The following is a 24,763-nucleotide window of genomic DNA, read 5'->3' as shown; positions in this document are numbered from 1 at the left end:
CTCAGCCGAGCTGCTCGCCGACGGCCTGCTCGACCAGCCGCAACGCGTCACCGATCGCGTCGGGCCTGGTGCCGCCGCCCTGTGCGACGTCGTCCTTGCCGCCACCGCCACCCCCAAGCGCCTTGGCGGCGACGCCGACCAGTCTCCCGGCCTTGAGCCCGCGCTCGCGTCCCGCCTCGTTCACCGCGGCAACCACCACGGGCCGGTCGGAGGGGACACCGGCGATCACGATGACCGCCGGACGGTCGGCCGGGAACCTCCCGCGCACGTCAAGCGCGAGCTTACGCAGATCGTCGGCGCTGGTGCCATCAGGCGCGCGGTGCGTCACCGCGGAGACTCCGCGCAGGTCGGCCGCCTTGGAGGCGAGTTCGCCCGCCACCTGGAGCACCTGGGCCGAGCGGACCTTCTCCAGCTCCTTCTCGGCGGTGCGCAGCCGGGTCACGATGCCCTCGATGCGCTCGGGCAGCTCCTCGCGGCGCGCCTTGAGCTGCTCGGTGAGCTGGGCGACCAGCACGCTCTCGCGCGCCAGGAAGCGGAAGGCGTCGATGCCGACGAGCGCCTCGACGCGGCGCACGCCCGCGCCGACCGACTGCTCACCGAGCACCTTGACCAGGCCGAGCTGGCCGGAGCTGTGCACGTGGGTGCCACCGCACAGCTCGCGCGAGTAGTCGCCGATCTCGACCACGCGGACCTCGTCGCCGTACTTCTCGCCGAACATCGCCAGCGCGCCCATCGCCCGGGCCTCGGCCTGCGAGGTGTAGAAGGCGTTGACCTTGAGGTCGTTGATCAGGACGGCGTTGACCTCGTCCTCGACGTCGCGCAGCACGCTCGGCGGGACCGCGCCCGCCGCCGTGAAGTCGAAGCGGAAGCGGCCGGGCGAGTTCTCCGAACCGGCCTGGGCCGCGGACTCACCGAGCGCGTTCTTGAAACCGCGGTGGACCAGGTGGGTGGCGCTGTGACTGCGCGAGATCGCGCGGCGGCGCTCCAGGTCGATCTCCGCGTGCGCCTCGTCGCCCGCGCGCAGCTCGCCGGAGCGGACCTTGCCGCGGTGCACGACCAGGCCCGCGACGGGCGTCTGGACGTCGTGGATCTCCACCTCGGCGCCGGCGGTGCGGATGACGCCCTGGTCGGCGAGCTGGCCGCCGCCCTCGGCGTAGAACGGGGTGCGCGCCAGCACGACCTCGACCTCGCTGCCCGCGCCCGCCGCCGGGACCGAGACGCCGCCGGACAGGATGCCCAGCACGGTGGTGTCGGCCTCGGTCTCGTCGTAGCCCAGGAACTCGACCTTGCCCGCGCTCTCCAGGAGCTGCCCGAAGACGGAGATGTCGGCGTTGCCGGTCTTCTTCGCCGCCGCGTCGGCCTTGGCGCGCTCGCGCTGCTCCTTCATGAGCCGGCGGAAGCCCTCTTCGTCGACCTTGAGCCCCTGCTCGGCCGCCATCTCCAGGGTCAGGTCGATGGGGAAGCCGTAGGTGTCGTGGAGCTGGAAGGCCTGGTCACCGGAGAGCGTGGTGGCGGACTTGCGCTTGGTCTCCTCGACCGCCACGTCGAAGATCGCCGTGCCGGTGCGCAGGGTGCCGAGGAACGACGCCTCCTCGGCGTCGATGACCCCGTGGATCTGCGGCGCGTCGACCTTGAGCTCGGGGTATTGCTCCCCCATCACGTTGATCGCCACGTCGGTGAGGGTGTGCATGTAGCGCTCGTCGCCGGAGCCGAGCAGCCGCAGGTTGCGCACCGAACGGCGCAGGATGCGGCGCAGCACGTAGCCTCGGCCCTCGTTGCTGGGCAGCACGCCGTCGGCGACCAGCATGGTGCCGGTGCGGACGTGGTCGGCGATCACGCGCAGGCTCACGTCGGTGCGCGGATCGCTGCCGTAACGGCTCTTGGTGAGCTCGGCCGCCTTGTCGAGGATCTTGTAGGTGGTGTCGATCTCGTAGATGTTGTCGACGCCCTGCAGGATCGCCGCCATGCGCTCCAGGCCCATGCCGGTGTCGATGTTCTTGGCCGGCAGCTCGCCCGCCACATCGAAGTCGACCTTGGTGCGGACCTGGCTGAGCTGGTACTGCATGAAGACGAGGTTCCACACCTCCAGGTAGCGGTCCTCGTCGGCGACCGGGCCGCCTTCCTTGCCGTACTCGGGGCCGCGGTCGTAGTAGATCTCCGAGCAGGGGCCGCCGGGGCCGGCGACGCCCATGTGCCAGTAGTTGTCCTCCAGGCCGCGGCGCTGGATGCGCTCGTCGGGCAGGCCGACCTTGTTGCGCCAGATGTCGTAGGCCTCGTCGTCCTCGAGGTAGACGGTGGCCCACAGCTTCTCCTCGGGGAAGCCGAAGCCGCCGTCGGACTCGGAGCGGGTCAGCAGCTCCCAGGCGAACGGGATCACCTCGGCCTTGAAGTAGTCGCCGAAGGAGAAGTTGCCGAGCATCTGGAAGAAGGTGGCGTGCCGGGTGGTCCGGCCGACCTCGTCGATGTCGGGGGTGCGCACGCACTTCTGGGCGGTGGCCAGCCGGGACGCCGGAGGCTTACGCTGCCCCAGGAAGTACGGCTTGAACGGCACCATACCGGCCGGAACCAGGAGAAGCGTTGGGTCCTCTGCGATCAGGCTGGCCGAGGGCACTACTTTGTGCCCACGCTCCTCGAAGAAGCGCAGGAAGCGGCGCGCGATCTCTGCCGACTCCATGGTGGCCATCCTTTGCGTTAGTCGTTGTGTTCAGCGTTGTCGAGGCCGAAGCGGGCCCGCAACTCGATTTCGCGCCCGGCGGCCTCGCCGAGCGCATCGGAGGTAAAGTCTCTCACCCGCACGAGCATGCCCGCGGCGCCGTCGGCGGTGCGGCGGGCGATGTGGTTGGGATGCAGCGCCTGCAGCCTGCGCATCACCCACAGCGTGATGAACGCGCCGAGCGACAGGTAGAACAGCCGTCTGATCATCGCCGTGATCATCGCCGGCCCGCCTTGCGGGGCCTGCGGGCCTCGATGGCCCTGCGCACGCCGTAGCTCAGCGACGACACCTTGATCAGCGGCCCGGTGAAGACGGTCTGGGTCACCGCGCTCAGCTTGGCGGCGTGCCCGCTGACCTGCTTGACGTCTCTGGCGATGGCCTCGACCGCGACGAGCTGCCGGTTGGTCTCGTTGACCGTGACGCTCATGTCGTCGAGCAGCGGCGTCAGGCGGGCATTGAGCTCGGAGACCGCCTTGGTGGTCTCGGTGAGCAGCCTGGCGAGCTTGACGAGCACCATGGCGAGAACGCAGACCAGGACAATCCAGCCCGTGGCGGCGATCAGCCCGGCGACCTCTCCAGCGGTAAGCATCCGCTCATCTCCCTCGTACGCTGGGCCGGAACGCCAAGACCCTATCGCGTCCCGGGGACGAGGTCGGTGAGGACATGTCAGGACGGGTCCGATCCCCTGAGGAAGTCGCGGATCCTGGCCCAGCGTCCGGCGACCGGCGCTTCGGCCCCGTGCGTGGTGGGCTCGTAGTAGCGCCGCTCGCGCACCTGCTCCGGCGCGTAGTCCTGGCGGACCAGGCCGTGCTCGAAGTCGTGCGGGTATTTGTAGCCGTCGCCGTGGCCCAGCTTGGCGGCGCCCGGGTAGTGGGCGTCGCGAAGATGGCCCGGCACCTGCCCGATCAGCCCGCGCCGCACGTCGCCGACGGCCGCGCCGATGGCCTTGACCACGGCGTTGGACTTGGGCGCCAGCGCACAATGGATGACGGCGTGCGCGAGGTTGATCTGCCCCTCGGGCAGGCCGATGAGCTGCACGGCCTGGGCGGCCGCGACGGCGGTCTGCAGGCAGGTGGGGTCGGCCAGGCCGACGTCCTCGGAGGCGAAGATGACGACGCGGCGGGCGATGAACCGGGGGTCCTCGCCGGCCTCGACCATCCGGGCCAGGTAGTGCAGCGCGGCGTCGGCGTCGGAGCCGCGCATCGACTTGATGAAGGCGCTGATGACGTCGTAGTGCTGGTCGCCCTGCCGGTCGTAGCGGACGGCGGCCTTGTCGACGGCCTTCTCCACGACCTCGACCGTGATGTCGTCGGCGAGCAGGGCCGCCGCCTCCAGGTAGGTCAGCGAGCGGCGGGCGTCGCCGCCGGCCAGCCGGACCAGGTGGCCGAGCGCCTCGTCGGCCAGCGTGGCGCGGCCGCCGAGCCCGCGCTCGTCGGACACCGCGCGCCGCAGCACGGCCCGGATGTCGTCGTCGGTCAGCGACTCCAGCGTGAGCAGCAGCGAGCGGGACAGCAGCGGGGAGATGACCGAGAAGAACGGGTTCTCGGTGGTGGCGCCGATGAAGGTGACCCAGCGGTTCTCCACGGCGGGCAGCAGGGCGTCCTGCTGGGCCTTGTTGAAGCGGTGCACCTCGTCGACGAACAGCACGGTCTGCCGGCCGGTCATGCCGAGCTCGCGCCGGGCGTTGTCGATGGCGGCCCGGACGTCCTTGACCCCGGCGGAGACGGCGGAGATCTCCACGAAACGCCGCTTGGTGACGTTGGAGACGACGTAGGCGAGGGTGGTCTTGCCGGTGCCCGGCGGCCCCCACAGGAACAGCGACATCGGCGCCTCGCTCTCGACCAGCCGGCGCAGCGGCGTGCCGGAGCCGAGCAGGTGGCGCTGGCCGATCACCTCGTCGAGCGTGCGGGGCCGCATGCGGACCGCCAGGGGCTGCGGGGTGGCCTCCTCAGCCGCGGAATCGAACAAACTCTCCACATCGCGAGTTTACGCGCCCCGCACCGCTCCCGCTCCCGGGTGCCGGGCCCGCGGGACCTGGCAACCTGCCACCGCGCAGGCCGTGGCCCGCCGTCGGCGCGGGACGAGCGCGTACGCGACCGACGGCAGCACGGGCGGGCGGGGTCGGCACGACGGTGAAGTGCACGATCAGGGGGTGGGCGGGCAGGCCGAAGGCCTCGCCGGACGTGGCGGACCCCTTTGTTCCCCCTTGACCCGCGCGGCGGAGCGCTCCGGGGGTTCCCGGCCTGTCAAGTCACTGTGGTGAGTTTTCACCACTTACGTCCGGCACACCGCAGGGCCGGTAGCATTCGCGGAGTTATTCGGTCATGTGTCGGCAAAGATGGAGGACATAGCGGTGAGCGGCGACGACGACGACCGCCAGAGCGAGCTGGCTCGCGAGCACAAGGAGCGGCAGACGCAGCGCGCGGCGGGGCAGGCCTCGAAGGCCAGGCGCAACACCCTCATCGGCGCGGGTGTGGCCGTGGCCGTGGTGGCGGGCGGCATCTTCGCGGTGACCACCCTCGTCGGCGGCGACGACAAGCAGACCGTGGCGGCCGAGAGCACCCCGTCGGCCTCCCCCTCGGCCCCGGTGACCGAGATGCCGTCACCGACGGCCGAGATGCCCTCGCCGACGGCGAAGCAGACCGGTCCGGTGACGTGCGAGTACAAGAAGGACACCGCCTCCGGTGTCCCGTTCAAGTACGTGGGCCTGCCGGGCAAGAAGCCCAACATGAAGCTCAAGAAGATGACGATCACCACCAACCACGGCGACGTCGTCATCCAGGTCGACCCGGCGGTCACGCCGTGCTCGGTCAACTCGATGGACTTCCTGGCCAAGAAGGGCTTCTACGACAACACCAAGTGCCATCGCCTGGTGACCCCGGAGACGTCCGGCCTGTTCCTGCTGCAGTGCGGCGACCCGAAGGCCAAGGCCGACGGCAAGAACCCGACCGACGGCCAGGGCACGGCCGGCTACGTCTTCCGCGACGAGGCCGCCGGCCTGGTGCCGTACACCAAGGGCGTGGTGTTCCTCACCCAGCCGCCGGACGCCGCCGGGCAGAACAGCAGCCAGTTCGCCATCTCGCTGTCGGACGAGAACTCCCAGCTGGAGCCCATCTACTCGGTGCTCGGCATGGTGACGTCCGGCCTGGACATCATCGAGAAGGTCGCCAAGGACGGCGTCATCCTCAACGAGGACGACATCACCGGCGACGGCGGTTCCACGGCCCCGAAGACGCCGATCATCATCAAGAAGGTGACGGTCAGCTGACACGCGGAAACGGCAGGCGTCGCACGACGCCTGCCGTTTCCATGTGCGCGGTCAGCTCTCCTTGGGCTGGGCGTCGACGCCCGCCTCCTTGCGCTGGACGCCGGTGATGGGCGTGGGCGCGCCGGTGAGCGGGTCGAAGCCGGAGGCGGTCTTCGGGAAGGCGATCACGTCGCGGATCGACTCGCCGCCCGACAGCAGCATGCAGATCCGGTCCCAGCCGTAGGCGATGCCTCCGTGCGGGGGCGGGCCGTACTTGAACGCCTCCAGCAGGAAGCCGAACTTGCTCTCCGCCTCCTCCTTGGAGATGCCCAGCACGTCGAAGACGCGCTGCTGCATCTCGGCCCGGTGGATACGGATCGAGCCGCCGCCGATCTCCATGCCGTTGCAGACCATGTCGTAGGCGTAGGCCAGGGCCTCGGCCGGATGGTCCTGGAAGTTGTCGGCCCATTCGGGCTTGGGGCCGGTGAACGGGTGGTGCACGGCGGTCCAGCCGCCCTCGCCGTCCTCCTCGAACATGGGCGCGTCGACGACCCACAGGAACGACCACTGCGACTCGTCGATGAGGTCGCAGCGCCGGCCGATCTCCAGCCGGGCCGCGCCGAGCAGGTCACGCGAGGCGCCGCGGGCGCCGGCCGCGAAGAAGACCGCGTCGCCGGGCTTGGCGCCCACCTTGGCCGCCAGGCCGGAGGTCTCGGCCTCGGACAGGTTCTTGGCCACCGGGCCGCCGAGCGTGCCGTCTTCCTGGACGAGCACGTACGCCAGGCCCTTGGCGCCTCGGCTGCGCGCCCACTCCTGCCAGCCGTCGAGCTCCTTGCGGGTCTGCGAGGCGCCGCCGGGCATGACGACCGCGCCCACGTAGTCGGCCTGGAAGACGCGGAAGGAGGTGCCGGAGAAGTAGTCCGTCATCTCGACGAGCTCCTGGCCGAAGCGCAGGTCGGGCTTGTCGGAGCCGTAGCGGGCCATCGCGTCGGCGTAGGTCATGCGGGGCAGCGGCATGGGGATCTCGTAGCCGGCGAGCTCCCGCCACAGCCTGCCGATCAGCTTCTCGCCGACCTCGATGACGTCCTCCTGGTCGACGAAGGACATCTCCACGTCGATCTGGGTGAACTCCGGCTGCCGGTCGGCGCGCAGGTCCTCGTCGCGGTAGCACTTGGCGAGCTGGTAGTAGCGCTCCAGCCCGGCCACCTGGAGCAGCTGCTTGAACAGCTGCGGCGACTGCGGCAGCGCGTACCAGTTGCCCGGCTGCAGGCGCACCGGCACCAGGAAGTCGCGCGCGCCCTCGGGGGTGGAGCGGGTCAGCGTCGGCGTCTCGACGTAGACGAAGTCGAGCTCGTGCATCACCTCGTTGGCCAGGTAGGTGGCCTTGGATCGGGTGCGCATCGCGGTGGCCACCTGCTGGCGGCGGATGTCGAGGTAGCGGTACTTCAGCCGCGCCTCCTCCGACACGCCCACGTTGCCCTCGATGGGGAACGGCAGCGGCGCCGACTCGCTGAGCACCTCGACCCGCTCGGCCACGACCTCGATCGCGCCGGTGGGCAGCTCGGGGTTCTCGTTGCCCTCGGGCCGCACCCGTACCAGGCCGGTCACCTGCACGCAGTATTCGGCGCGCAGGTCGTGGGCGTGGTCCTCCTCGCGGAAGACCACCTGCGCCGAGCCGGAGGCGTCGCGCAGGTCGATGAAGACCACGCCGCCGTGATCACGGCGGCGTGCCACCCATCCTGCGAGCGTCACCTGCTGCCCGGCGTGCTCCTCGCGGAGCGACCCGGCCTTATGCGTGCGGATCACTGCACTTTCCCCTTCAAGACGTCGACGACCCGGGCCAGCGGCACCTCGGTCTGCTCAGCGGTGGTCAGGTCTTTCACTTGCGCGGCCTCGGCGGCCAGGTCACGCTCGCCCAGGATGAGCGCGAACCGGGCGCCCGAGCGGTCGGCGCCCTTCATCGCGCCCTTGAGCCCCTTGCCGCCGAAGGCCATGTCGGCGCTGACGCCCGCCCGGCGCAGCTCCGCGACGAGGTGGAACATCCGGCGGCGGGCGTCGTCACCCAGCGCGACACCGTACACCTGGACGCGGCCCGGCGCGGCCTCGGGCAGCAGGCCCTCGGCCTCCATGGCCAGGAACGTGCGGTCGACGCCGAGCGCCCAGCCGACGCTGGGCAGCGGCGGGCCGCCGAGCATCTCGCTGAGCCCGTCGTAGCGGCCGCCGCCGCCGATGGCCGACTGCGAGCCGAGCCCGCCGTGCACGAACTCGAACGTGGTGCGGGTGTAGTAGTCGAGGCCGCGCACGAGCCTGGGGTCGTCCTCGAAGGCGACGCCGGAGGCGGTCAGCAGGGACCGCACCTCCTCGTGGTAGGCCTTGCAGGCGGCGCACAGGTGGTCGACGACCAGGGGCGCGCCGTCGAGCTGTGCCTGTACCTCGGGCCGCTTGTCGTCGAGCACGCGCAACGGGTTGATCTCGATCCGGGCGCGGGTGTCGTCGTCGAGGTCGAGGCCGCGCAGGAAGTCCTGCAGCGCGGCCCGGTAGACGGGCCGGCAGGTCTTGTCTCCGAGCGAGTTGACCAGCAGCCGGACGTCCGTCAGGCCGAGCGAGGCGAAGCCCTGGGCGGCGAGCACGATGAGCTCGGCGTCGAGCGCCGGGTCCTCGGACCCGAGCGCCTCCGCGCCGACCTGCCAGAAGTGGCGGTAGCGGCCCTTCTGGGCGCGCTCGTAGCGGAACTGGCTGCCGGAGTACCACACCTTGACCGGGAGCTGCCCGGTGTGGAGGTTGTGCTGCAGGACGGCGCGCACCACGGACGCGGTGCCCTCGGGCCGCAGGGTCAGCGAGCGGCCGGCCTTGTCGGGGAAGGTGTACATCTCCTTGGAGACGATGTCGGTCGACTCGCCCACGCCCCTGGCGAACAGCTGGGTGTCTTCGAAGACGGGCGTCTCGACATAGCCGTAACCCGCCAGCCGTACCGGGGCGACGAGCGCCTCGCGGACGGCGAGAACCTGCTCGGAGCGGGGTGGCAGCCAGTCGAAGGTGCCCTTCGGTGCTTGGAAAGTCATCAGATTCCTCGTGTGGGACCGGCGTGCGGCGCGGCCTCCTTGAGATAAGGATTGGTGGCGCGCTCGTGGCCGATCGTGGTCTGTGGTCCGTGGCCCGGCAGGACGACCGTATCGTCAGGCAGCGGCAGGCACTTGGTGGCGAGGCTGCGCAGGATCGTCGGATAGTCGCCGCCCGGCAGGTCGGAGCGGCCGATGGAGCCGGCGAACAGCAGGTCGCCCGCGAACATGATCTCGTCGGCGGGCAGCCGGAAGCTCACCGACCCCCTGGTATGGCCGGGCGTGTGGTCGACGGTGAACTCCAGGCCGGCCAGCTCCAGCACGGCGCCGTCGGTCAGCTCGCGGACGTCGTCGGGCTCGCTCAGCGTGACGCCGCCGAACAGCGAGGCGCTCGTCGGCGACCAGCCGGCGGCCGGATCGCTCAGCAGGTGCCGGTCGTCGGGATGGATCCAGGCGGGGACGTCGCGCGCGCCGCAGACCGGGGCCACCGACCAGACGTGGTCGAGGTGGCCGTGGGTGAGCAGGACCGCGACCGGCTTGAGCCGATGCTCGCGCAGCATCTCCTCGACTCCGTCGGTGGCGTCCTGACCTGGATCGATGATGACGCACTCCTCGCCCGCAGCGGGCGCGACGGCGTAACAATTGGTCTGGAAGGCCCCTGCGGGGAAGCCGGCGATGAGCATCTGCCTCAGCTGATCTCGTCAAAAAAGCCAATGGGAATGTAACCGAAGGGTACCGGTGCGGGTCGCCGGGCTGCGAATCATTACCCGTTGGCCGATACGATTCGCCCACCTCAGTTGATTGACTATGGGAGGCAAAGCGGTGGCCACGGGGAAGGACCGGCAGAAGCAGCTGGCACGCGAGCACCACGAGCGGCAGATGCAGCGCCGCCTGGAGCGCGAGCAGCGCAACAAGCGCACCGCGATCATCGGCTCCACGGTGGGCGTGGTCGTCGTGGTGGGCGGCATCGTCGCCGCGGTGGCGGTGCTGGGCGGCGGGAGCGACCCCGCCACGGAGGCCGCGAGCACCCCGACGGCGTCCGCGCCGCAGGACACCGCGGCGGCGGCCGCGCAGCCCAAGCCGTACGATCCGGCGACGGGCACCTGCGGCTACGTCGCCGACACGGCGGGCGGGCAGGTCAAGGACGTCGGCATGCCGCCGGCGGAGGTGAAGCTCAAGCCCGCCACCAAGACGATGACGCTCAAGACCAACCAGGGCGACATCGTGGTGGAGCTGGACAACGCCAAGGCGCCGTGCACCGTCAACTCGCTGGAGCACCTGGCCGGCAAGGGCTTCTACGACGGCAGCAAGTGCCACCGGCTCGGCAGCGAGAAGTTCCCGATGCTGCAGTGCGGCGACCCGACGGCCAAGGCCGACGGCAAGGCCGCGGGCGACGGCTCGGGCGGCCCGGGCTACGTGATGGTCGAGGAGAACCTGGAGGGCGCCACCTACAAGCGCGGCGTGATGGCGATGGCCAAGACGCAGGCGCCGGGCTCGACCGGGAGCCAGTTCTTCCTCGTGTTCGGCGACATCGGGCTCACCCCGGATTACACACCGGTGGGTACGATCACCAAGGGGCTCGACATCCTGGACAAGGTGAACAAGGCGGGCGTCATAGGCGACTCGGGCGATGGGACCGGAGCGCCCAAGGAAACCGTCGAAATCAAAGACGTGACAATCAGCGGCAAGAGCTGACGTAATACAAACTAGGGACGAAGAGTCCCGAAGGGTCTGATGGAAAGTGCGGGAGGACACGGTGAGCACCGACCCGTGGGGCCGGGTAGACGACGACGGCACCGTCTACGTGCGTACGGCTGAGGGAGAGCGGGCCGTCGGGTCCTGGCAGGCCGGAGAGCCCGAAGAGGCACTGGCCTACTTCCATCGCAAGTTCGACGAACTGGCCGGCCAGGTCCAGCTGCTGGAGCAGCGCGTCCGCGGCACCGACCTCGCCCCGGCCCAGGCCGAGGCGAGCATCGTCAAGCTGCGCGAAGCGGTCGCCGAGGCGCACGCCGTCGGCGACCTGGGCGCGCTGGCGGCCCGTCTCGACACCCTGTCGGAGCTGGTCGCCCAGCGCCGCGAGGAGGTCAAGGCGGCGCGCGAGCAGGCCCGCGTCGAAGCCAGGGGCATCAAGGAGCGGATCGTCGCCGAGGCCGAGCGCATCGCCGACGAGACCACCCACTGGAAGTCCGGCGGCGAGCGGCTGCGCCAGCTCGTCGAGGAGTGGAAGGCCGCCGACCGCATCGACCGGGTCACCGAGGCGCAGCTGTGGAAGCGGCTCTCGGCCGCCCGCACCTCCTTCGCCAAGCGGCGCAAGCACTACTTCGCCGGGCTCGACGAGCAGCGTGAGGGCATACGCGCCGCCAAGGAGGCCATCGTGGCCGAGGCGGAGGCGATCTCGGGCTCGACCGACTGGGGCGAGACCGCGGCCGTCTACCGCGACCTCATGCAGCGCTGGAAGAACGCGGGCCGGGCCTCCCGGGAGGCCGAGGACGAGCTGTGGGCACGCTTCAAGGGCGCCCAGGACCAGTTCTTCCAGGCGCGTTCGGCCGTCTTCGCCGAGCGTGACGCCTCGCTGGCGGCCAACGCGGAGGTGAAGCAGGAGCTCCTGATCGAGGCCGAGAAGCTGCTGCCCATCACCGACGTGCGCGCGGCCAGGGCGGCGCTGCGCAACCTCCTGGAGCGCTGGGAGGCCGCCGGGCCGGTGCCGCGCGAGCAGCGCGACCGGCTCGAGGGCGGGCTGCGCAAGGTGGACGACGCCGTGCGCAAGGCCGAGGACGCCGAGTGGAAGCGCTCCAACCCCGAGGCCCGCGCCCGCGCGCAGAGCACGGTCGACCAGCTCCGCACCTCGATCGAGCAGCTGGAGAAGCGCCTGGCCAAGGCCCAGGCGGCCGGCCGGGCCAAGGACGTCAAGGAGGCCGAGGAGGCGATCATCGCCCGCCGCTCCTGGCTGGAGGAGGCCGAGCGCACCCTGGCCGAGTTCAGCTGACCGTAACGGTGACCGTAATCGTGACCGGTGTCCGGTTCGCCGTGCCCGGCGATTACGACGCGATCGCGGCGGTGGTCGACGAGTGGTGGGGGCGGCCGGTGCTGCCCTCGCTCCCCCGCCTGTTCCTCGACCACTTCCACCGCACCAGTTTCGTGGCCGAGGGGCCGGGCGGCGGGCTGGCCGGCTTCCTGGTCGGCCTCGTCTCGCCGTCGCTGCCGGGCGAGGCGTACATCCACTTCGTCGGCGTCAGCCCGGACGTGCGGGCGGGCGGCCTGGGCAGGCGCCTGTACGGGCGCTTCTTCGAGCTGGCCCGCGACCGCGGCTGCCACGTGGTCAGGGCGATCACCTCCCCCGTCAACGAGGCGTCGATCGCCTTCCACCGCCGACTGGGCTTCACCGCGAGCCCGCCGGTGCCCGGCTACAACGGCCCCGGTAACGACCTGGTCACGTTCTCCCGGCCGCTGTGAGTCCTATGCTGGCCGTCATGGATCCCGTGACGGCCGCGCGCACCCTGGTCGGGGAGCTCTTCCCCGACGCCCTGTACGCCTTCCTCGGCGGCAGCTCGGTGACCGGGCGGCGCACGCCCACCTCCGACCTCGACATCGTCGTGGTGATCGACGGCCTGGCCCGGCCCGTCAAGGAGTCGCGCCGGTGGCGGGAGTGGCCGGTGGAGCTGCTCGTGCACAGCCGGACGAGCCTGCTCGCCTTCGTCGAGCAGGACGTCTCGCGCGACCTGCCGACGCTGCTGCGCCTGTGCGCGGACGGCGTCCTGCTGGTCGACCGCTCCGACGGCCTGGCCGCCGAGCTGCAGCGCGAGCTGCGGGCCCGTTTGGACGCCGGGCCCGGCCCGCTGCCGGCCCGGCGGCTCGACCGGGCCCGCTACGTCCTGTCCGACCTGCTGGACGACCTGGCGGGCGGCGGCGATCCCGGCGAGCACGCCTTCACCGCCTGGCACGTCGTCGAGGAGACCGCCAGGATGGCGCTGTCGCTGGCGGGGCACTGGCACGGCACCGGCAAGTGGCTGTTGCGCGAGCTGCGCGCGCAGGACCCGGAGCTGGCCGCCGAACTGCTCGCCGCCCGCGACGACCCGGCCCGGCTGGCCGCCGTCGCCTCGGGCGTCCTCGACCGCGCGGGCGGCCGCCTGTGGGAGGGCTACCGGACCGAGGCCGACCCCTTCCACCAGCCGCTGCGCCACGTCCCGTCGTCCGGCCTGTCCGGCGGCACGGCGCAGACGTCCGGCATGCGCCGCTTGGCGGCCATCAGCGACGCGACCACCGGGTCGCGGCGGCTCTGGATGGGCCGGACGCACGTCGCCCCGGCCACCCGCTCGGCCGACCACCACCACGGCGACTCCGAGACCGCCATCTACGTGGTCAGCGGCACCCCGTCGTTCGTCTTCCTGGAGGACGGGCGGGAGAGGCGCGTCGACACCGAGCCGGGCGACTACGTCTTCGTGCCGCCGTACGTCCCCCACCGCGAGGAGAACCCCGACCCGTCGCAGGAGGCCGTCGTCGTCATCGCGCGCAGCACCCAGGAGGCGATCGTCGTCAACCTGCCCGACCTGCGGCCCCGATGACCGGTCAGCTGCCTGCGCCGCTGACCCGGTAGACGTCGAAGACGCCCTGGATGCTCCTGACGGCCTTGAGCACGTGGCCCAGGTGCTTGGGATCGCCCATCTCGAAGGTGAACTTGCTGACCGCCACCCGGTCGCGGGAGGTGGTGACCGAGGCGCTGAGGATGTTGACGTGCTGGTCGGACAGCGTACGGGTGACGTCGGACAGCAGCCGGGGCCGGTCCAGCGCCTCGACCTGGATCGCGACCAGGAACACGCTGTCGTCGCCCGGCGACCAGCTCACCTCGACCAGCCGGTCCGGCTGGGTCCGCAGCTGCTGGATGTTGGTGCAGTCGTCGCGGTGCACCGACACGCCGTGCCCGCGGGTGACGAAACCGACGATCTCGTCACCGGGCACCGGCGTGCAGCACTTGGACAGCCGTACCCACACGTCGGCGTCGCCCGCCACGACCACGCCGGCCCCGCCGCCCCTGGGGCGGCCGCGCAGGCGCGTGGGCAGCGACGTCTCGGCGATGTCCTCCTCGGCGCTCTCCACCCCGCCGATGGACGCCACGAGCTTCTGCACGACCGTCTGGGCGGCCGTGTGGCCCTCGCCCACGGCGGCGTAGAGGGCCGAGACGTCCGGGTAGCGCAGGTCGCGGGCCAGGGCCAGCAGCGCCTCGCCGGACATCAGCCGCTGCAGCGGCAGGCCCTGCTTGCGCATCGCCCGCCCGATGGCCTCCTTGCCCGCCTCGATCGCGGTCTCGCGGCGCTCCTTGGAGAACCACTGGCGGATCTTGTTACGGGCGCGGCCGGACTTGACGAACTTGAGCCAGTCGCGCGACGGCCCGGCGTCGGGCGACTTGGAGGTGAAGATCTCCACCGTGTCGCCGTTGCCGAGCCGCGACTCCAGCGGCACCAGCCGGCCGTTGACGCGGGCGCCGATGCACCGGTGGCCGACCTCGGTGTGCACGGCGTAGGCGAAGTCGACCGGGGTGCCCCCCTCGGGCAGCGGGATGACCTGGCCCTTGGGGGTGAAGACGTAGACCTCCGACACCGACAGGTCGAAGCGCAGCGACTCCAGGAACTCGCCCGGGTCGGCGGTCTCCTTCTGCCAGTCGAGGAGCTGGCGCAGCCAGGCCATGTCGCTGCCCGGCTTGACCTTGCCGGCGGGGCCGGGGCCGCCGACCTCCTCCTTGTACTTCCAGTGCGCGGCCACGCCGTACTCGGCCCGGTGGTGCATGCCGTGCGTGCGGATCTGCAGCTCGACCGGCTTGCCCTCGGGACCGATCACCGTGGTGTGCAGCGACTGGTACATGTTGAACTTGGGCATCGCGATGTAGTCCTTGAACCGGCCGGGGACCGGGTTCCAGCGCGCGTGGATCGTTCCGAGCGCCGCGTAGCAGTCACGCACGCTGTCGACGAGGACCCGGATGCCCACCAGGTCGTAGATGTCGTCGAAGGCGACGTCGCGGGCGATCATCTTCTGGTAGACCGAGTAGTAGTGCTTCGGCCGGCCCTTGACCACGGCGCGGATCCTGGCGTCGCGCAGGTCGCCGGAGACCTTCTCGATGACCTCCTGCAGGAACAGATCGCGGCGCGGCGCCCGCTCCGACACCATGCGCGCGATCTCGTCGTAGCGCTTGGGATAGAGCATGGCGAACGCCAGGTCTTCCAGCTCCCACTTGATCGTGTTCATGCCCAGGCGGTGGGCCAGCGGGGCGAAGATCTCCAGGGTCTCGCGGGACTTCTGGTGGCGCTTGTGCTCGGGCAGGTAGCGCATGGTGCGCATGTTGTGCAGCCGGTCGGCCAGCTTGATGATGAGCACCCGGATGTCGCGCGACATGGCGACGACCATCTTGCGCACGGTCTCGGCCTGCGCGGCGTCGCCGAACTTGACCTTGTCGAGCTTGGTGACGCCGTCGACCAGCGAGCCGATCGTGTCGCCGAAGTCGGCGCGCAGCTCGTCGAGGCTGTAGGCGGTGTCCTCGACCGTGTCGTGCAGCAGGGCCGCGCAGAGCGTCTCGTCGTCGGTGCCGAGCTCGGCCAGGATCGTCGCCACGGCCAGCGGATGGGTGATGTACGGGTCGCCGCTCTTGCGCTTCTGATCGCGGTGGTGATGGGCGGCCACGTCGTAGGCGCGCTCGATCAGCCGCAGGTCGGCCTTGGGATGGGTGGCGCGGACGGTCCGGAACAGCGGCTCCAGCACCGGATTCATACCACCACCCCCAAATCGCCTTCGACGTGCCGCGGGCGCGCCGGGCACGGTCTCGGCGCTGCCTGCGTCCGTTACGTCGGGCGCGACCACATCACGGGGCACACAGACTCCTCACGTTCGAGTCCAGGTCCCCCAGTGTATCCAGGCGGCGAACCTGGCCCGCCGCGGGTCCTGCTCAGACGATCACCAGGGCGTGGGTGTCGACTCCCGTCAGGCGCTCGCGCCCCTTGAGGAAGGCGAGCTCCATCAGGACGGCCACGCCGACGACCTCGGCTCCGGCCCTGCTCACGAGCTCGACCGTGGCCTCCGCCGTGCCGCCGGTGGCCAGCACGTCGTCGACGATGAGCACGCGGTCACCGGGCTGGAACGCGTCGGCGTGCACCTCGATGGTCGCGGAACCGTACTCCAGATCGTAGGACGCCTCCAGCGTGGCGGCAGGCAGTTTGCCCTTCTTCCTGACCGGTACGAATCCCGCGGCGGCCCGGTAGGCCACCGGGGCGGCCAGGATGAAGCCGCGCGCCTCGATGCCGACGATCTTGTCGACCTGGTGCAGCCCCGCGAGCTCGTCCACCACGGCCGCGAACGCCACCGGGTCGTCCAGCAGCGGGGTGATGTCCTTGAACAGCACTCCGGGCTGGGGATAGTCGGGGATGTCCCGGATGCGTGCCAGGATCATCGTGCTCAGCTCGGTCTTCACGTCACTCCTCGGGGCCGTCCACGCTTGCGGGCTCCATGATGGCCCATGACGGGCGGTATTCCGACCAGCGCCTCCGTGGCCCGTCGCCGGCCCGGCAGGCGCTCACCGGGGCGTTCAGGCACGCCGACGCCCCCGCCCGGTCGTCGGGCGGGGGCGTCGGCGAAGCGGGTCAGCCCTTGGCTACGGCCGCGCTTTTGGAGCCCTTCGACCCCTTGGCGCCCTTGCCGCCGCCGGTGGAGGCCAGCCGGCGGGCGATGGCCTGATACTTCGGCTCCCGCTCCTTGAGCGTCACCAGCAGCGGCGTGGCCACGCAGATGGAGGAGTAGGTGCCGACGATCATGCCGACGAACAGGGCCAGCGACAGGTCCTTCAGCGTGCCCGCGCCCAGCACCGTGGTGCCGATGAACAGGATCGCCGCCACCGGCAGGATCGCCACCAGCGAGGTGTTCAGCGACCGGATCAGCGTGTGGTTCAGGGCGTCGTTGGCCGCCATCGAGTAGGTCTGCTTCGACGTGGCGCCCAGCTTGGCCGTGACCTCCTTGATCATGTCGAACACCACGACCGCGTCGTACAGCGAGTAGCCGAGGATCGTCAGGAAGCCCAGCAGGGTCGCCGGGGTGACCTCGAAGCCCGACCAGGCGTAGATGCCCGCGGTGATGACCAGGTCGTGGATGAGCGCGACGATCGCGGCCAGCGCCATCTTCGGCTCGAACGCCATCGACAGGTACAGGATGATCGCCACCATGAAGGCGGCCAGGCCCCACCAGGCCTTGGTGGACACCTCACCGCCCCAGGAGGCGCCGATCGACTGGATGTTGACCTCGTTGACCGCGACGCCGTACTCCTTGGCGATCACGTTCTGCATCTCGAGCGTGGTGCTCTCGGGCAGCGTCTCGGTCGTCACCCGGTAGCGCTCGCCGGCCGTCTGCACGATCGGCTGGTGCACGCCCTCGTCCAGGAACGTCTCGCGGACCTGCTCGATGCTGACGGCCGACTTCGGCTGCCAGGAGAAGACGGATCCGCCCTTGAACTCGACGCCCAGGTTGAGGCCGTTGATCAGCAGCCCGGCGATGGAGATGGCCAGCAGAATCCCGGACAGGCTGTACCACAGCCGCCACTTGCCGACGAAGTCGACGTCGATCTCGCCCCGATAGAGGCGACGCCCCAATCCCATCTCAGGCCTCCTGCGGGGTGGTCTTGCGGCCGGAGCCGGCGGATTCGACGCTCATGCGTTCGGCGTCGAGGCCGGACAGCGGGTGCCCCTTGGCGAAGAACTTCATCCTCGCCAGGAGCGCGATGAACGGCTTCGTGAACATGAACACCACCACGATGTCGATCAGCGTGGTCAGGCCCATCGCGAACGCGAACCCTGCCACGCCGCCCACCGCCAGCAGGTAGAGCACGACCGCGGCGATGAACATGACGGCGTCGGCGATCAGGATCGTGCGCCGGGCGCGGACCCAGGCCACCTCGACGGCCGTGCGGAGCGACCGTCTGCCTTCCTTCATCTCATCACGGATGCGTTCGAAGTACACGATGAAGGAGTCGGCGGTGATGCCGATGGAGACCACCAGGCCGATGATGTGCGGCAGCGACAGGCGGAAGCCGGCGTTGTGGCCGAGCACGACCACGGCGGTGTAGGTGAGGATCGAGGCCACCACGAGGCTCAGCACGGCGACGATGCCCAGGCCGCGGTAGTAGAGCAGACAGTAGACGACGACCAGCGCCAGGCCGATGATGCCGGAGACCAGGCCGCCTTCGAGCTGGTCCTGGCCCAGGGTCGAGGAGACGGTGTCGATGGAGCTGCGCTCGAACTTCAGCGGGAGCGCGCCGTACTTGAGCTGCTCGGCCAGCTCGCCCGCGCTCACCTGGTCGAAGCCGCCGGTGATCTCCGCGCGGCCGCCGGGGATGGGGCTGATGATGTTCGGGGCGGTGATGACCACGCCGTCCAGGACGACCGCGACCTTGTTGCGCGGCTCCTGGGAGTTGAAGGCGGTGGAGGTGAGCTTGCTCCACTCCGTGGCGCCCTTGCTCTTGAAGTCGAGCTGGACGACCCACTCGGTGCTGCCCTGCTGGACGCCCGAGGTGGCGGTGTCGATGTCGGTGCCGACGACCTTGGCGACGTCGAGGATGTACTTGAAGCTGCCGTCGGCCTCACAGGCGGCGTACTGCTTGTTCGGGTCGTCCTGGACGCCCTGGCCGCGGTTCTTCGGGTCGGTGCAGTCGAGCGCGTGGAACTGCTTGAGCACCGCCGGGTCGACGCCCTGGGTGTTGATGCCCGCGTTGGGGTCCTGCGACGGCTGCGGGGTCGGGGTGGCGGACGCCTTGGCGCCCTTTTGGTCACCCTTCTTGTCGTCCTGCTTGTCGTCGCCCTGACGGTCGTCACCCTGCCTGGCGGTCGGGGACTGGGACGGGACCGGCGAGGTCAGCGCCGACGACAGGGCCTTGCCCGTCGGGGACGCGCTCGGCTGGTCACCGGCCGGCGAGCGCGACGGCATCGACCGGGGCTGCACCGTCGTCGACGGCGTGGCGTCGGGCGAGGCGTCCGGCGAGGCCGGGGTGGCGTCGGGCGACGCGCCGGGAGAGGCCGGGGAGGAGGCTTCGGGGGAGGAGGAGGCGCCCGGCGAGGCCGAGCCCGTGGGCGTCGGCGCCTCCGTGGCGAGCTGCTCCTGGCCGAGCTGCGTGAGCTCCATCCAGAGCACCTGCCGGAACCGCAGCTCCGCGGTGGTGGCGACCAGCTTGATGGCCTCGCTCTGCCCGACGCCCGGGATCGAGATGATGATGTTGTCGCCGGACTTGGCGACCTCTGCGTCGGAGATGCCGGTGCCGTTGACCCGGTCGCGGATGATGTTGACCGCGCGGTCCAGGATCTCCTCAGGCGGAGCCGCACCGGTCTGGGTGACGGGTGACAGCGTCACCGTCGTGCCACCGGCGAGGTCGAGTCCCAGCTTGGGCGTGAACGCCTGCTGCAGGAACATCGTCCCGCCCAGGGCGAGGATGAGCGCCAGGAGCAGCAGGAGCGTGCGCCCCGGCTTGCTGTGGCTGCTGGTCGGTCGGGCCACTGGTCGTCAGTTCTTTCGGATAGGGGTTGGTGGCTGAGCCTGCTCAGGACTTCTTGGTGTTGGAGTCCTGGTCGCCGTCCGCGGTGCCGCTCTCGCCCGCGACCGTGTCGTCGCCCTCATCGATGACGGGCTCGTCGGCCACCGGCTCACCCGGCGTCACCACGCGGCCGATGGCGGCCTTGACCCAGCGGGTCTCGATGCCGGGGGCCACCTCCAGGACGACGTCCTCGTTGTCCACCGTGACGACCGTGCCGAACAGGCCGGTGGTGGTCATCACGCGGGCGCCGGGCGCCAGGGAGTTCTGCATCTTGATCGCCTCCTGCTGGCGCTTGCGCTGCGGGCGGATCAGCAGGAAGTAGAACACCACCACCAGAAGGATCAGCGGCAGGATGCTTCCGAGTTGTCCCATGTCCATCAGGGGCGACCTTCCATCGTCGTACAAAGAAGTTTGACACCGGCCTCGCGCCGGAAATTCCGTGCGTTGCGTCGGGCCGCGCCGCTCAGCCCGTCAGCCTACACAGCCAGCCAAGCCACGGAGTGTAGGCGGTTGTTGCGAAACGCGGCAACGAAGCAGCGTTTCGGCGCGCGGGGAAGTTCCCAATTTGAAACGGTTGCAACCGTTCTGTAATCAGTCGAAAAGTGTAGCTCCGAACGCGTCTGGTGGGGGTGTCATCCCCAGGTGCGTCCAGGCCGCGGCGGTGGCCACCCGGCCGCGTGGCGTGCGCGCGAGCAGCCCCTGGCGCACCAGGAACGGCTCCGCCACGACCTCCACGGTCTCCGGCTCCTCGCCCACGGCGACCGCCAGCGTGGACAGCCCGACGGGGCCGCCGCCGAACTTGCGCAGCAGGGCGCCGAGCACCGCCCGGTCGAGCCGGTCGAGCCCTTCGGCGTCGACTTCGTAAAGATTGAGCGCCGCCGCCGCGATCTCCCGGTCGATCACCCCGCCGGCGCGTACGTCGGCGAAGTCGCGCACCCGGCGCAGCAGCCGGTTGGCGATGCGCGGCGTGCCGCGCGAGCGGCGGGCGATCTCGTGCGCGCCCTCCTCCGGCAGCGCGACGCCGAGCAGCCCGGACGAGCGGTGCAGCACCAGCTCCAGCTCCTCGGGCTCGTAGAAGTCCATGTGCGCGGTGAAGCCGAACCTGTCGCGCAGCGGCGCGGGCAGCAGCCCCGCCCGCGTGGTGGCGCCCACCAGCGTGAACGGCGCGATCTCCAGCGGGATCGCGGTCGCGCCCGGCCCCTTGCCGACGACGATGTCGACCCGGAAGTCCTCCATCGCCAGGTAGAGCATCTCCTCGGCGGGCCTGGCCATCCGGTGGATCTCGTCGATGAACAGCACCTCGCCCTCGGCGAGGGTGGACAGGATGGCCGCCAGGTCACCGGCCCGCTCCAGCGCGGGGCCCGAGGTGATGCGCAGCGGCGCGCCCAGCTCCGCGGCGATGATCATGGCGAGCGTCGTCTTGCCGAGCCCGGGCGAGCCGCTCATCAGCACGTGGTCGGGCGGCCGCTGCCGGCGCAGCGCGCTCTCCAGGACCAGCGACAACTGCTCCCTGACGCGGGCCTGGCCGATGAACTCCGCCAGCCGTTTCGGCCGCAGCGCGGCCTCGATCTGCAGCTCGTCGCCGCCGGCGTCGGGCGACACCAGCTCCCGTTCGAAACTCATGGCTCACCCGCCTCCCGCGACCCGCGCACGGGCCAAGCATCCCATCGCGGCACCCGCCCGGCGACCGGCTGTCATCGGACGCTCAGAGCTCGCAACGCGGACTTCAGCAGGACGGCCACCTGCGGGGAGCGCCCGGCGGCCACCTCGGCCTCCGCCTCGGGCTCGACGGCGGCGATGGCCTCGTCGGCATCCCTGCCCGAATAGCCCAGCCCCACCAGGCCGGAGTGCACCTGGTCGCGCCACAGGGCGACGCGCCGGTCGCCGCGGATCGCGGCGTTGACCGCCTCCTCCGGGGTGCCCAGGCGGTCCTTGAGCTCCAGCACGATCCGCTGGGCGCCCTTCTGCCCGATGCCGGGGACCTGGGTGAGCGCCTTGAGGTCGGCGGCGGCGACCGCGACGCGCAATGCGTTGGGCGGGTGCACGGCGAGCATCGCCAGGGCCAGCTTGGGCCCGACGCCGCTGGCCGTCTGCAGCAGCTCGAACACGGCCCGCTCGTCGTCGGTGGCGAAGCCGTAGAGCGTGAGCGACTCCTCGCGCACGACCAGCGAGGTGGCCAGCCGCGCTTCCTCGCCCATCCTGAGCGTGGCGAGCGTGCCGGGGGTGCAGTGGGTCAGGATGCCGACGCCGCCGACCTCGATGACCGCCCCGTCTGGAGCGATCGCGGTCACCCGCCCGGCCACCGACGCGATCACGGCTTGCCCTTTCCTGTCACACTCTCCCGGGACCCTTCGCCGTCGCGCGCCGCGACCGCCCCGGAGGCCGCGGAGGCCCCGGGGGCCGCCCGCCCCGCCGGGACGCGCCGGGCGGGACCTGCGGCGGCGCGGCGCTGGGCGGTGGCGAGCGCCTCGGCCAGGCGGTGCTGCGGGCCGCCGCGCCAGACGTGGCAGATGGCCAGCGCCAGCGCGTCGGCCGCGTCGGCCGGCCTGGGCATCTCCTTCAGGCGCAGCAGCCGGGTCACCATGGCGCCGATCTGCTTCTTGTCGGCCGTGCCGCTGCCGGTGATGGCGGCCTTGACCTCGGAGGGCGTGTGCAGGGCCACCGGGAGGCCGCGCCGGGCGGCGCAGAGCACCGCGATCCCGGCGGCCTGGGCGGTGCCCATGACGGTGCGCACGTTGTGCTGGCTGAAGACCCGCTCGACGGCGACGGCGTCGGGGCGCACCTCGTCGAGCCAGCTCTCGATCCCGGCCTCGATGCCCACCAGCCGGGTGCCCAGCTCCTCGTCGGCGCCCGTGCGGATCACCCCGACGGCGACCAGCGCGAGCGGCGCGCCGGGGCGGCCCTCGACGGCTCCGATGCCGCACCGGGTCAGCCCCGGATCGACGCCCATCACCCGCACCGGTCTGCCTCCCCGCCCCGCCGAACACCTGTTCGGCACGAGACTCTACCCCGGCGCGCCCGGTCGCGCACCGGGAAACGCCCGCCGGAAGTACGGAAAACGCCCGTCAGAGGTACGGGAAGCGTCCGTCGGAGGGACAGGGAAGCGCCCGTCAGAAGTAGTCGAGCATGTACGGCTTGGCGGCGAACACGGTGTCGAGCAGCTCGTCGTGGCGCTCGTCGCCGGACATCAGGCCGCTGCGCCGCAGGGTGGCGGCGGGGACGCCGGCATAGAGGGCCGACAGGGCGTTGACGCCGAGCAGCGGGGTGCCCTCCGCCGGGTCGCGGTCCAGCCGCGTGGCCGCGCCGGAGCCGCCGGAGAACTCCAGCCGCCAAGCGCCGGAGTTGGCGGGCCGCAGCGGGTCGTCCACCCGCACCACCGCGGCGGCGGACACGCCCGCCGGGTAGCCGCGCCGCTCCACCGCCGCGGCCACGTCGAGCACGCGGAACATCCACCGGGTCTGCTCGACCTGCTCCTTGCCGCGCTCGCGCAGCAGCCACAGGACGGGGTCGTCGGGGGCGACGGTGGCGACGACCCGCTTGGCGATCGAGGAGGCGGTGCCCACCAGCGACCACAGCGCCGCGGCGGTCGCGGCGGAGCCCGCCACGAGGTTCTCGACCTCGATGTCGGAGCCGCTCCAGCGGTAGACGACGAAGCCGTCGTCGGCCAGGTAGAGGAAGTCGTCCTCCTCGCCGAGCCACTGCCGCCAGATCGTCTCGTTCCAGGAGATGGGGCCGCTGGCGCGGGCCGCGCCGTGCACCCGGTGCAGGACCGAGACGACCTCGGCGGCGTCGCCCGGCCCCATCCGGCGCACTTTGACCGGCTGCGCCGGCGTGAGGACCCGCAGCTCCTCGGCGGCGAGCGTCACGATGTGCCGCGCCCCGGCGTGCTCGAAGCCGAGCTTGCGGTAGATCGGCGTCGTGGCCGGATAGAGCGCGGCCACGGCGTCGCCCATCGAGACGGCCCGCTCCAGAGCGGCGCGCATGATCGAGCTGCCCAGGCCGCGCCCGCGGTCCTCCGGGCTGACGGTGACGCTCGCGACCCCGGCGAGCGGCTGCGGCCTGCCGTGCCACCACTGGGTGAACGGCCTGAGCCGGGTCGTCGCGGTCAGCCGGTCGCCGCCGGAGGCGCCGAGGTAGCGGCCTTCGGCCACGTCGGGCAGCACTGTCGCGCGCCAGCTCGTGATGTCGGCGGCGGACAGCAGCCCGAACGCGCGCTTACGGATGTCGAGGGCGGCGTCCAGGTCGTCGGCCGTCAGGTCACGGATCTCCACAGTGCCCAAACCTACGCAAGAGGGACGGTCCGCGGCGAACCGGTATCCCGGCCGACGGTGACGGCCAGCCGGTCCAGGTAGTACAGCTGCGCGGCGACGGCGGCGGCCAGCATGAGCAAGACGGCAACCAGGGGGGTGCCGAGCCCCGCCGGGACCGGCCCGCCGGTGAACTGGCCGAGCGCCGTCACCTGGACCACGGGGGCGGTGGCCAGGGCCGGATCATGGGCCACCAGGAGGGGCCACAGGACGTCCTGGGCGTTCAGGAAGGTGACGGCCAGGACCAGGATGCCCGCCATGGGCAGCGAGGGCAGCAGGACGCCGCTCAGGAAGTCGCGGTCGGTCCTGGCGGCCAGGCCCTTGCACAGCAGAGTCAGGATGACCAGCGCGGGGACGCTGATCAGCAGCGGCGGGATCAGCGCCACGAAGGTGTCGATGAGGCCGAGGCCGCGCAGGGTGTTCCAGTTGGCGATGCTGAGCGGGCCGGCGCCGACGAACAGCCACGGCGCGAACGGCAGCAGCAGCCACTCGCTGCCCCGGCCCAGCGGCCGCAGCCCGCCGATGCCGAGCGCGGCCAGGTAGGCGACGCCGACGGACACGAGGGCTCCCGCCAGGGCCGGCACCCAGGTGTTCACGTGCGTGCGCGGCCCGGACGGCAGCCCGCCCTCGTCCGCCGGCTCGAACAGCGCCGCCACCCAGGGCCACGTCAGCCAGAGCGTGACGGCCACGACGGCGAGCAGCGCCGCCACGCCGACGACCACCGCCACCACCGGCGCCCGCCGCTCCCCCGGCACGGGACCGGCACCCGGACCAAGGCCCGGATGAGCGCCCGCCACAGGCCCGGACACGGGGCCGGAGGGCATCTGACCGAGGGGCATCGGGCCGGGCGGCATCTGACCGAGGGGCATCGGGCCGGGCACGGGG

At 71.3% G+C, this 24,763-nt stretch carries 21 protein-coding genes and 1 pseudogene; 5 read left to right on the top strand and 17 right to left on the bottom strand.

Translation table 11 applies throughout. The annotated features are described in order from the left end of the window. Window position 1: 1 nt before the first annotated feature. The 4 genes from alaS to ADY59_RS29240 all read right to left on the bottom strand — a co-directional run bounded on the left by alaS (window position 2) and on the right by ADY59_RS29240 (window position 4,630). Window positions 2–2,674: an alanine--tRNA ligase gene (gene alaS / locus ADY59_RS29255; protein WP_049568535.1), complete on the bottom strand. Its 2,673-nt coding sequence runs from the start codon at window positions 2,672–2,674 to the stop codon at window positions 2–4. A gap of 17 nt (window positions 2,675–2,691) precedes the next feature. Next, window positions 2,692–2,922: a hypothetical protein gene (locus ADY59_RS29250; RefSeq protein ID WP_049568581.1), complete on the bottom strand. Its 231-nt coding sequence runs from the start codon at window positions 2,920–2,922 to the stop codon at window positions 2,692–2,694. Between the two features lie 8 nt (window positions 2,923–2,930). Continuing rightward, window positions 2,931–3,302, bottom strand: coding sequence for a DUF948 domain-containing protein (locus ADY59_RS29245; RefSeq protein ID WP_049568533.1), 372 nt, complete (start codon window positions 3,300–3,302; stop codon window positions 2,931–2,933). Between the two features lie 77 nt (window positions 3,303–3,379). Further along, complete coding sequence (locus ADY59_RS29240; protein ID WP_231618956.1) at window positions 3,380–4,630, bottom strand: replication-associated recombination protein A; 1,251 nt, start codon at window positions 4,628–4,630, stop codon at window positions 3,380–3,382. A 436-nt stretch (window positions 4,631–5,066) separates the two neighbouring features. On the opposite strand from ADY59_RS29240, the gene ADY59_RS29235 reads away from it, so the two are divergent. Then, window positions 5,067–5,981: a peptidylprolyl isomerase gene (locus tag ADY59_RS29235; protein WP_049568528.1), complete on the top strand. Its 915-nt coding sequence runs from the start codon at window positions 5,067–5,069 to the stop codon at window positions 5,979–5,981. 51 nt (window positions 5,982–6,032) lie between these two features. On the opposite strand, the gene aspS is transcribed toward ADY59_RS29235, so the two are convergent. Genes aspS through ADY59_RS29220 form a run of 3 tightly spaced genes read right to left on the bottom strand, consistent with a single transcriptional unit; the run spans window position 6,033 to window position 9,702 of the window. Continuing rightward, window positions 6,033–7,766: an aspartate--tRNA ligase gene (aspS, locus tag ADY59_RS29230; protein ID WP_049568526.1), complete on the bottom strand. Its 1,734-nt coding sequence runs from the start codon at window positions 7,764–7,766 to the stop codon at window positions 6,033–6,035. Continuing rightward, window positions 7,763–9,022 carry a histidine--tRNA ligase gene (gene hisS, locus ADY59_RS29225; RefSeq protein ID WP_197093918.1) on the bottom strand — a complete coding sequence of 420 codons (1,260 nt, stop codon included), beginning with the start codon at window positions 9,020–9,022 and terminating at the stop codon, window positions 7,763–7,765. Before hisS ends, aspS begins: the two co-directional genes overlap by 4 nt. Continuing rightward, a complete protein-coding gene (locus ADY59_RS29220; protein WP_049568520.1) occupies window positions 9,022–9,702 on the bottom strand; it encodes an MBL fold metallo-hydrolase in 681 nt (226 codons plus the stop codon). The genes hisS and ADY59_RS29220 overlap by 1 nt, the downstream gene beginning before the upstream one ends. Before the next feature lie 139 nt (window positions 9,703–9,841). Here ADY59_RS29220 and ADY59_RS29215 point away from each other — a divergent pair, with 139 nt between their 5' ends. The 4 genes from ADY59_RS29215 (at window position 9,842) to ADY59_RS50435 (ending at window position 13,581) form a co-directional block, all read left to right on the top strand. Then, entirely contained in the window at window positions 9,842–10,714 is an 873-nt protein-coding gene (locus ADY59_RS29215) for a peptidylprolyl isomerase (protein ID WP_331459537.1), read from the top strand. Between the two features lie 61 nt (window positions 10,715–10,775). Next, entirely contained in the window at window positions 10,776–12,005 is a 1,230-nt protein-coding gene (locus ADY59_RS29210) for a DUF349 domain-containing protein (protein ID WP_049568578.1), read from the top strand. A gap of 20 nt (window positions 12,006–12,025) precedes the next feature. Next, complete coding sequence (locus ADY59_RS29205; RefSeq protein WP_231618954.1) at window positions 12,026–12,472, top strand: GNAT family N-acetyltransferase; 447 nt, start codon at window positions 12,026–12,028, stop codon at window positions 12,470–12,472. 17 nt (window positions 12,473–12,489) lie between these two features. Beyond that, window positions 12,490–13,581, top strand: coding sequence for a cupin domain-containing protein (locus ADY59_RS50435; protein WP_197093917.1), 1,092 nt, complete (start codon window positions 12,490–12,492; stop codon window positions 13,579–13,581). A 4-nt stretch (window positions 13,582–13,585) separates the two neighbouring features. Here ADY59_RS50435 and ADY59_RS29195 read toward each other — a convergent pair whose 3' ends face one another. The 10 genes and pseudogenes from ADY59_RS29195 to ADY59_RS29150 all read right to left on the bottom strand — a co-directional run bounded on the left by ADY59_RS29195 (window position 13,586) and on the right by ADY59_RS29150 (window position 24,633). Continuing rightward, a complete protein-coding gene (locus ADY59_RS29195) occupies window positions 13,586–15,775 on the bottom strand; it encodes a RelA/SpoT family protein (protein WP_049568515.1) in 2,190 nt (729 codons plus the stop codon). 175 nt (window positions 15,776–15,950) lie between these two features. Beyond that, on the bottom strand, window positions 15,951–16,472 hold the full coding sequence (locus ADY59_RS29190; protein ID WP_197093916.1) for an adenine phosphoribosyltransferase: 522 nt from the start codon (window positions 16,470–16,472) through the stop codon (window positions 15,951–15,953). 169 nt (window positions 16,473–16,641) lie between these two features. Then, window positions 16,642–17,646, bottom strand: a complete 1,005-nt coding sequence (secF, locus tag ADY59_RS29185) for a protein translocase subunit SecF (protein WP_049568511.1) — start codon at window positions 17,644–17,646, stop codon at window positions 16,642–16,644. 1 nt (window position 17,647) lies between these two features. Next, on the bottom strand, window positions 17,648–19,534 hold the full coding sequence (secD, locus tag ADY59_RS29180) for a protein translocase subunit SecD (protein ID WP_231618953.1): 1,887 nt from the start codon (window positions 19,532–19,534) through the stop codon (window positions 17,648–17,650). A gap of 43 nt (window positions 19,535–19,577) precedes the next feature. Beyond that, the gene (yajC, locus tag ADY59_RS29175; RefSeq protein WP_231618952.1) at window positions 19,578–19,943 is read right to left on the bottom strand and encodes a preprotein translocase subunit YajC; all 366 of its coding nucleotides are present in this window, start codon (window positions 19,941–19,943) and stop codon (window positions 19,578–19,580) included. Window positions 19,944–20,162: 219 nt separating this feature from the next. After that, window positions 20,163–21,194: a Holliday junction branch migration DNA helicase RuvB gene (gene ruvB / locus ADY59_RS29170; protein WP_049568502.1), complete on the bottom strand. Its 1,032-nt coding sequence runs from the start codon at window positions 21,192–21,194 to the stop codon at window positions 20,163–20,165. Window positions 21,195–21,265: 71 nt separating this feature from the next. Then, complete coding sequence (gene ruvA / locus ADY59_RS29165; RefSeq protein ID WP_049568495.1) at window positions 21,266–21,886, bottom strand: Holliday junction branch migration protein RuvA; 621 nt, start codon at window positions 21,884–21,886, stop codon at window positions 21,266–21,268. A gap of 149 nt (window positions 21,887–22,035) precedes the next feature. Next, window positions 22,036–22,530, bottom strand: a pseudogene (gene ruvC / locus ADY59_RS29160) (crossover junction endodeoxyribonuclease RuvC); the annotation flags it as partial. 151 nt (window positions 22,531–22,681) lie between these two features. Further along, window positions 22,682–23,842, bottom strand: a complete 1,161-nt coding sequence (locus tag ADY59_RS29155; protein WP_049568493.1) for a GNAT family N-acetyltransferase — start codon at window positions 23,840–23,842, stop codon at window positions 22,682–22,684. 11 nt (window positions 23,843–23,853) lie between these two features. After that, entirely contained in the window at window positions 23,854–24,633 is a 780-nt protein-coding gene (locus tag ADY59_RS29150) for a hypothetical protein (RefSeq protein WP_156325807.1), read from the bottom strand. Window positions 24,634–24,763 lie beyond the last annotated feature (130 nt).

This window comes from Nonomuraea sp. SBT364, from assembly GCF_001083785.1.
In the GTDB taxonomy this organism is placed as follows: Bacteria; Actinomycetota; Actinomycetes; order Streptosporangiales; family Streptosporangiaceae; genus Nonomuraea.
This window is presented reverse-complemented; position numbering and strand designations above follow the sequence as displayed.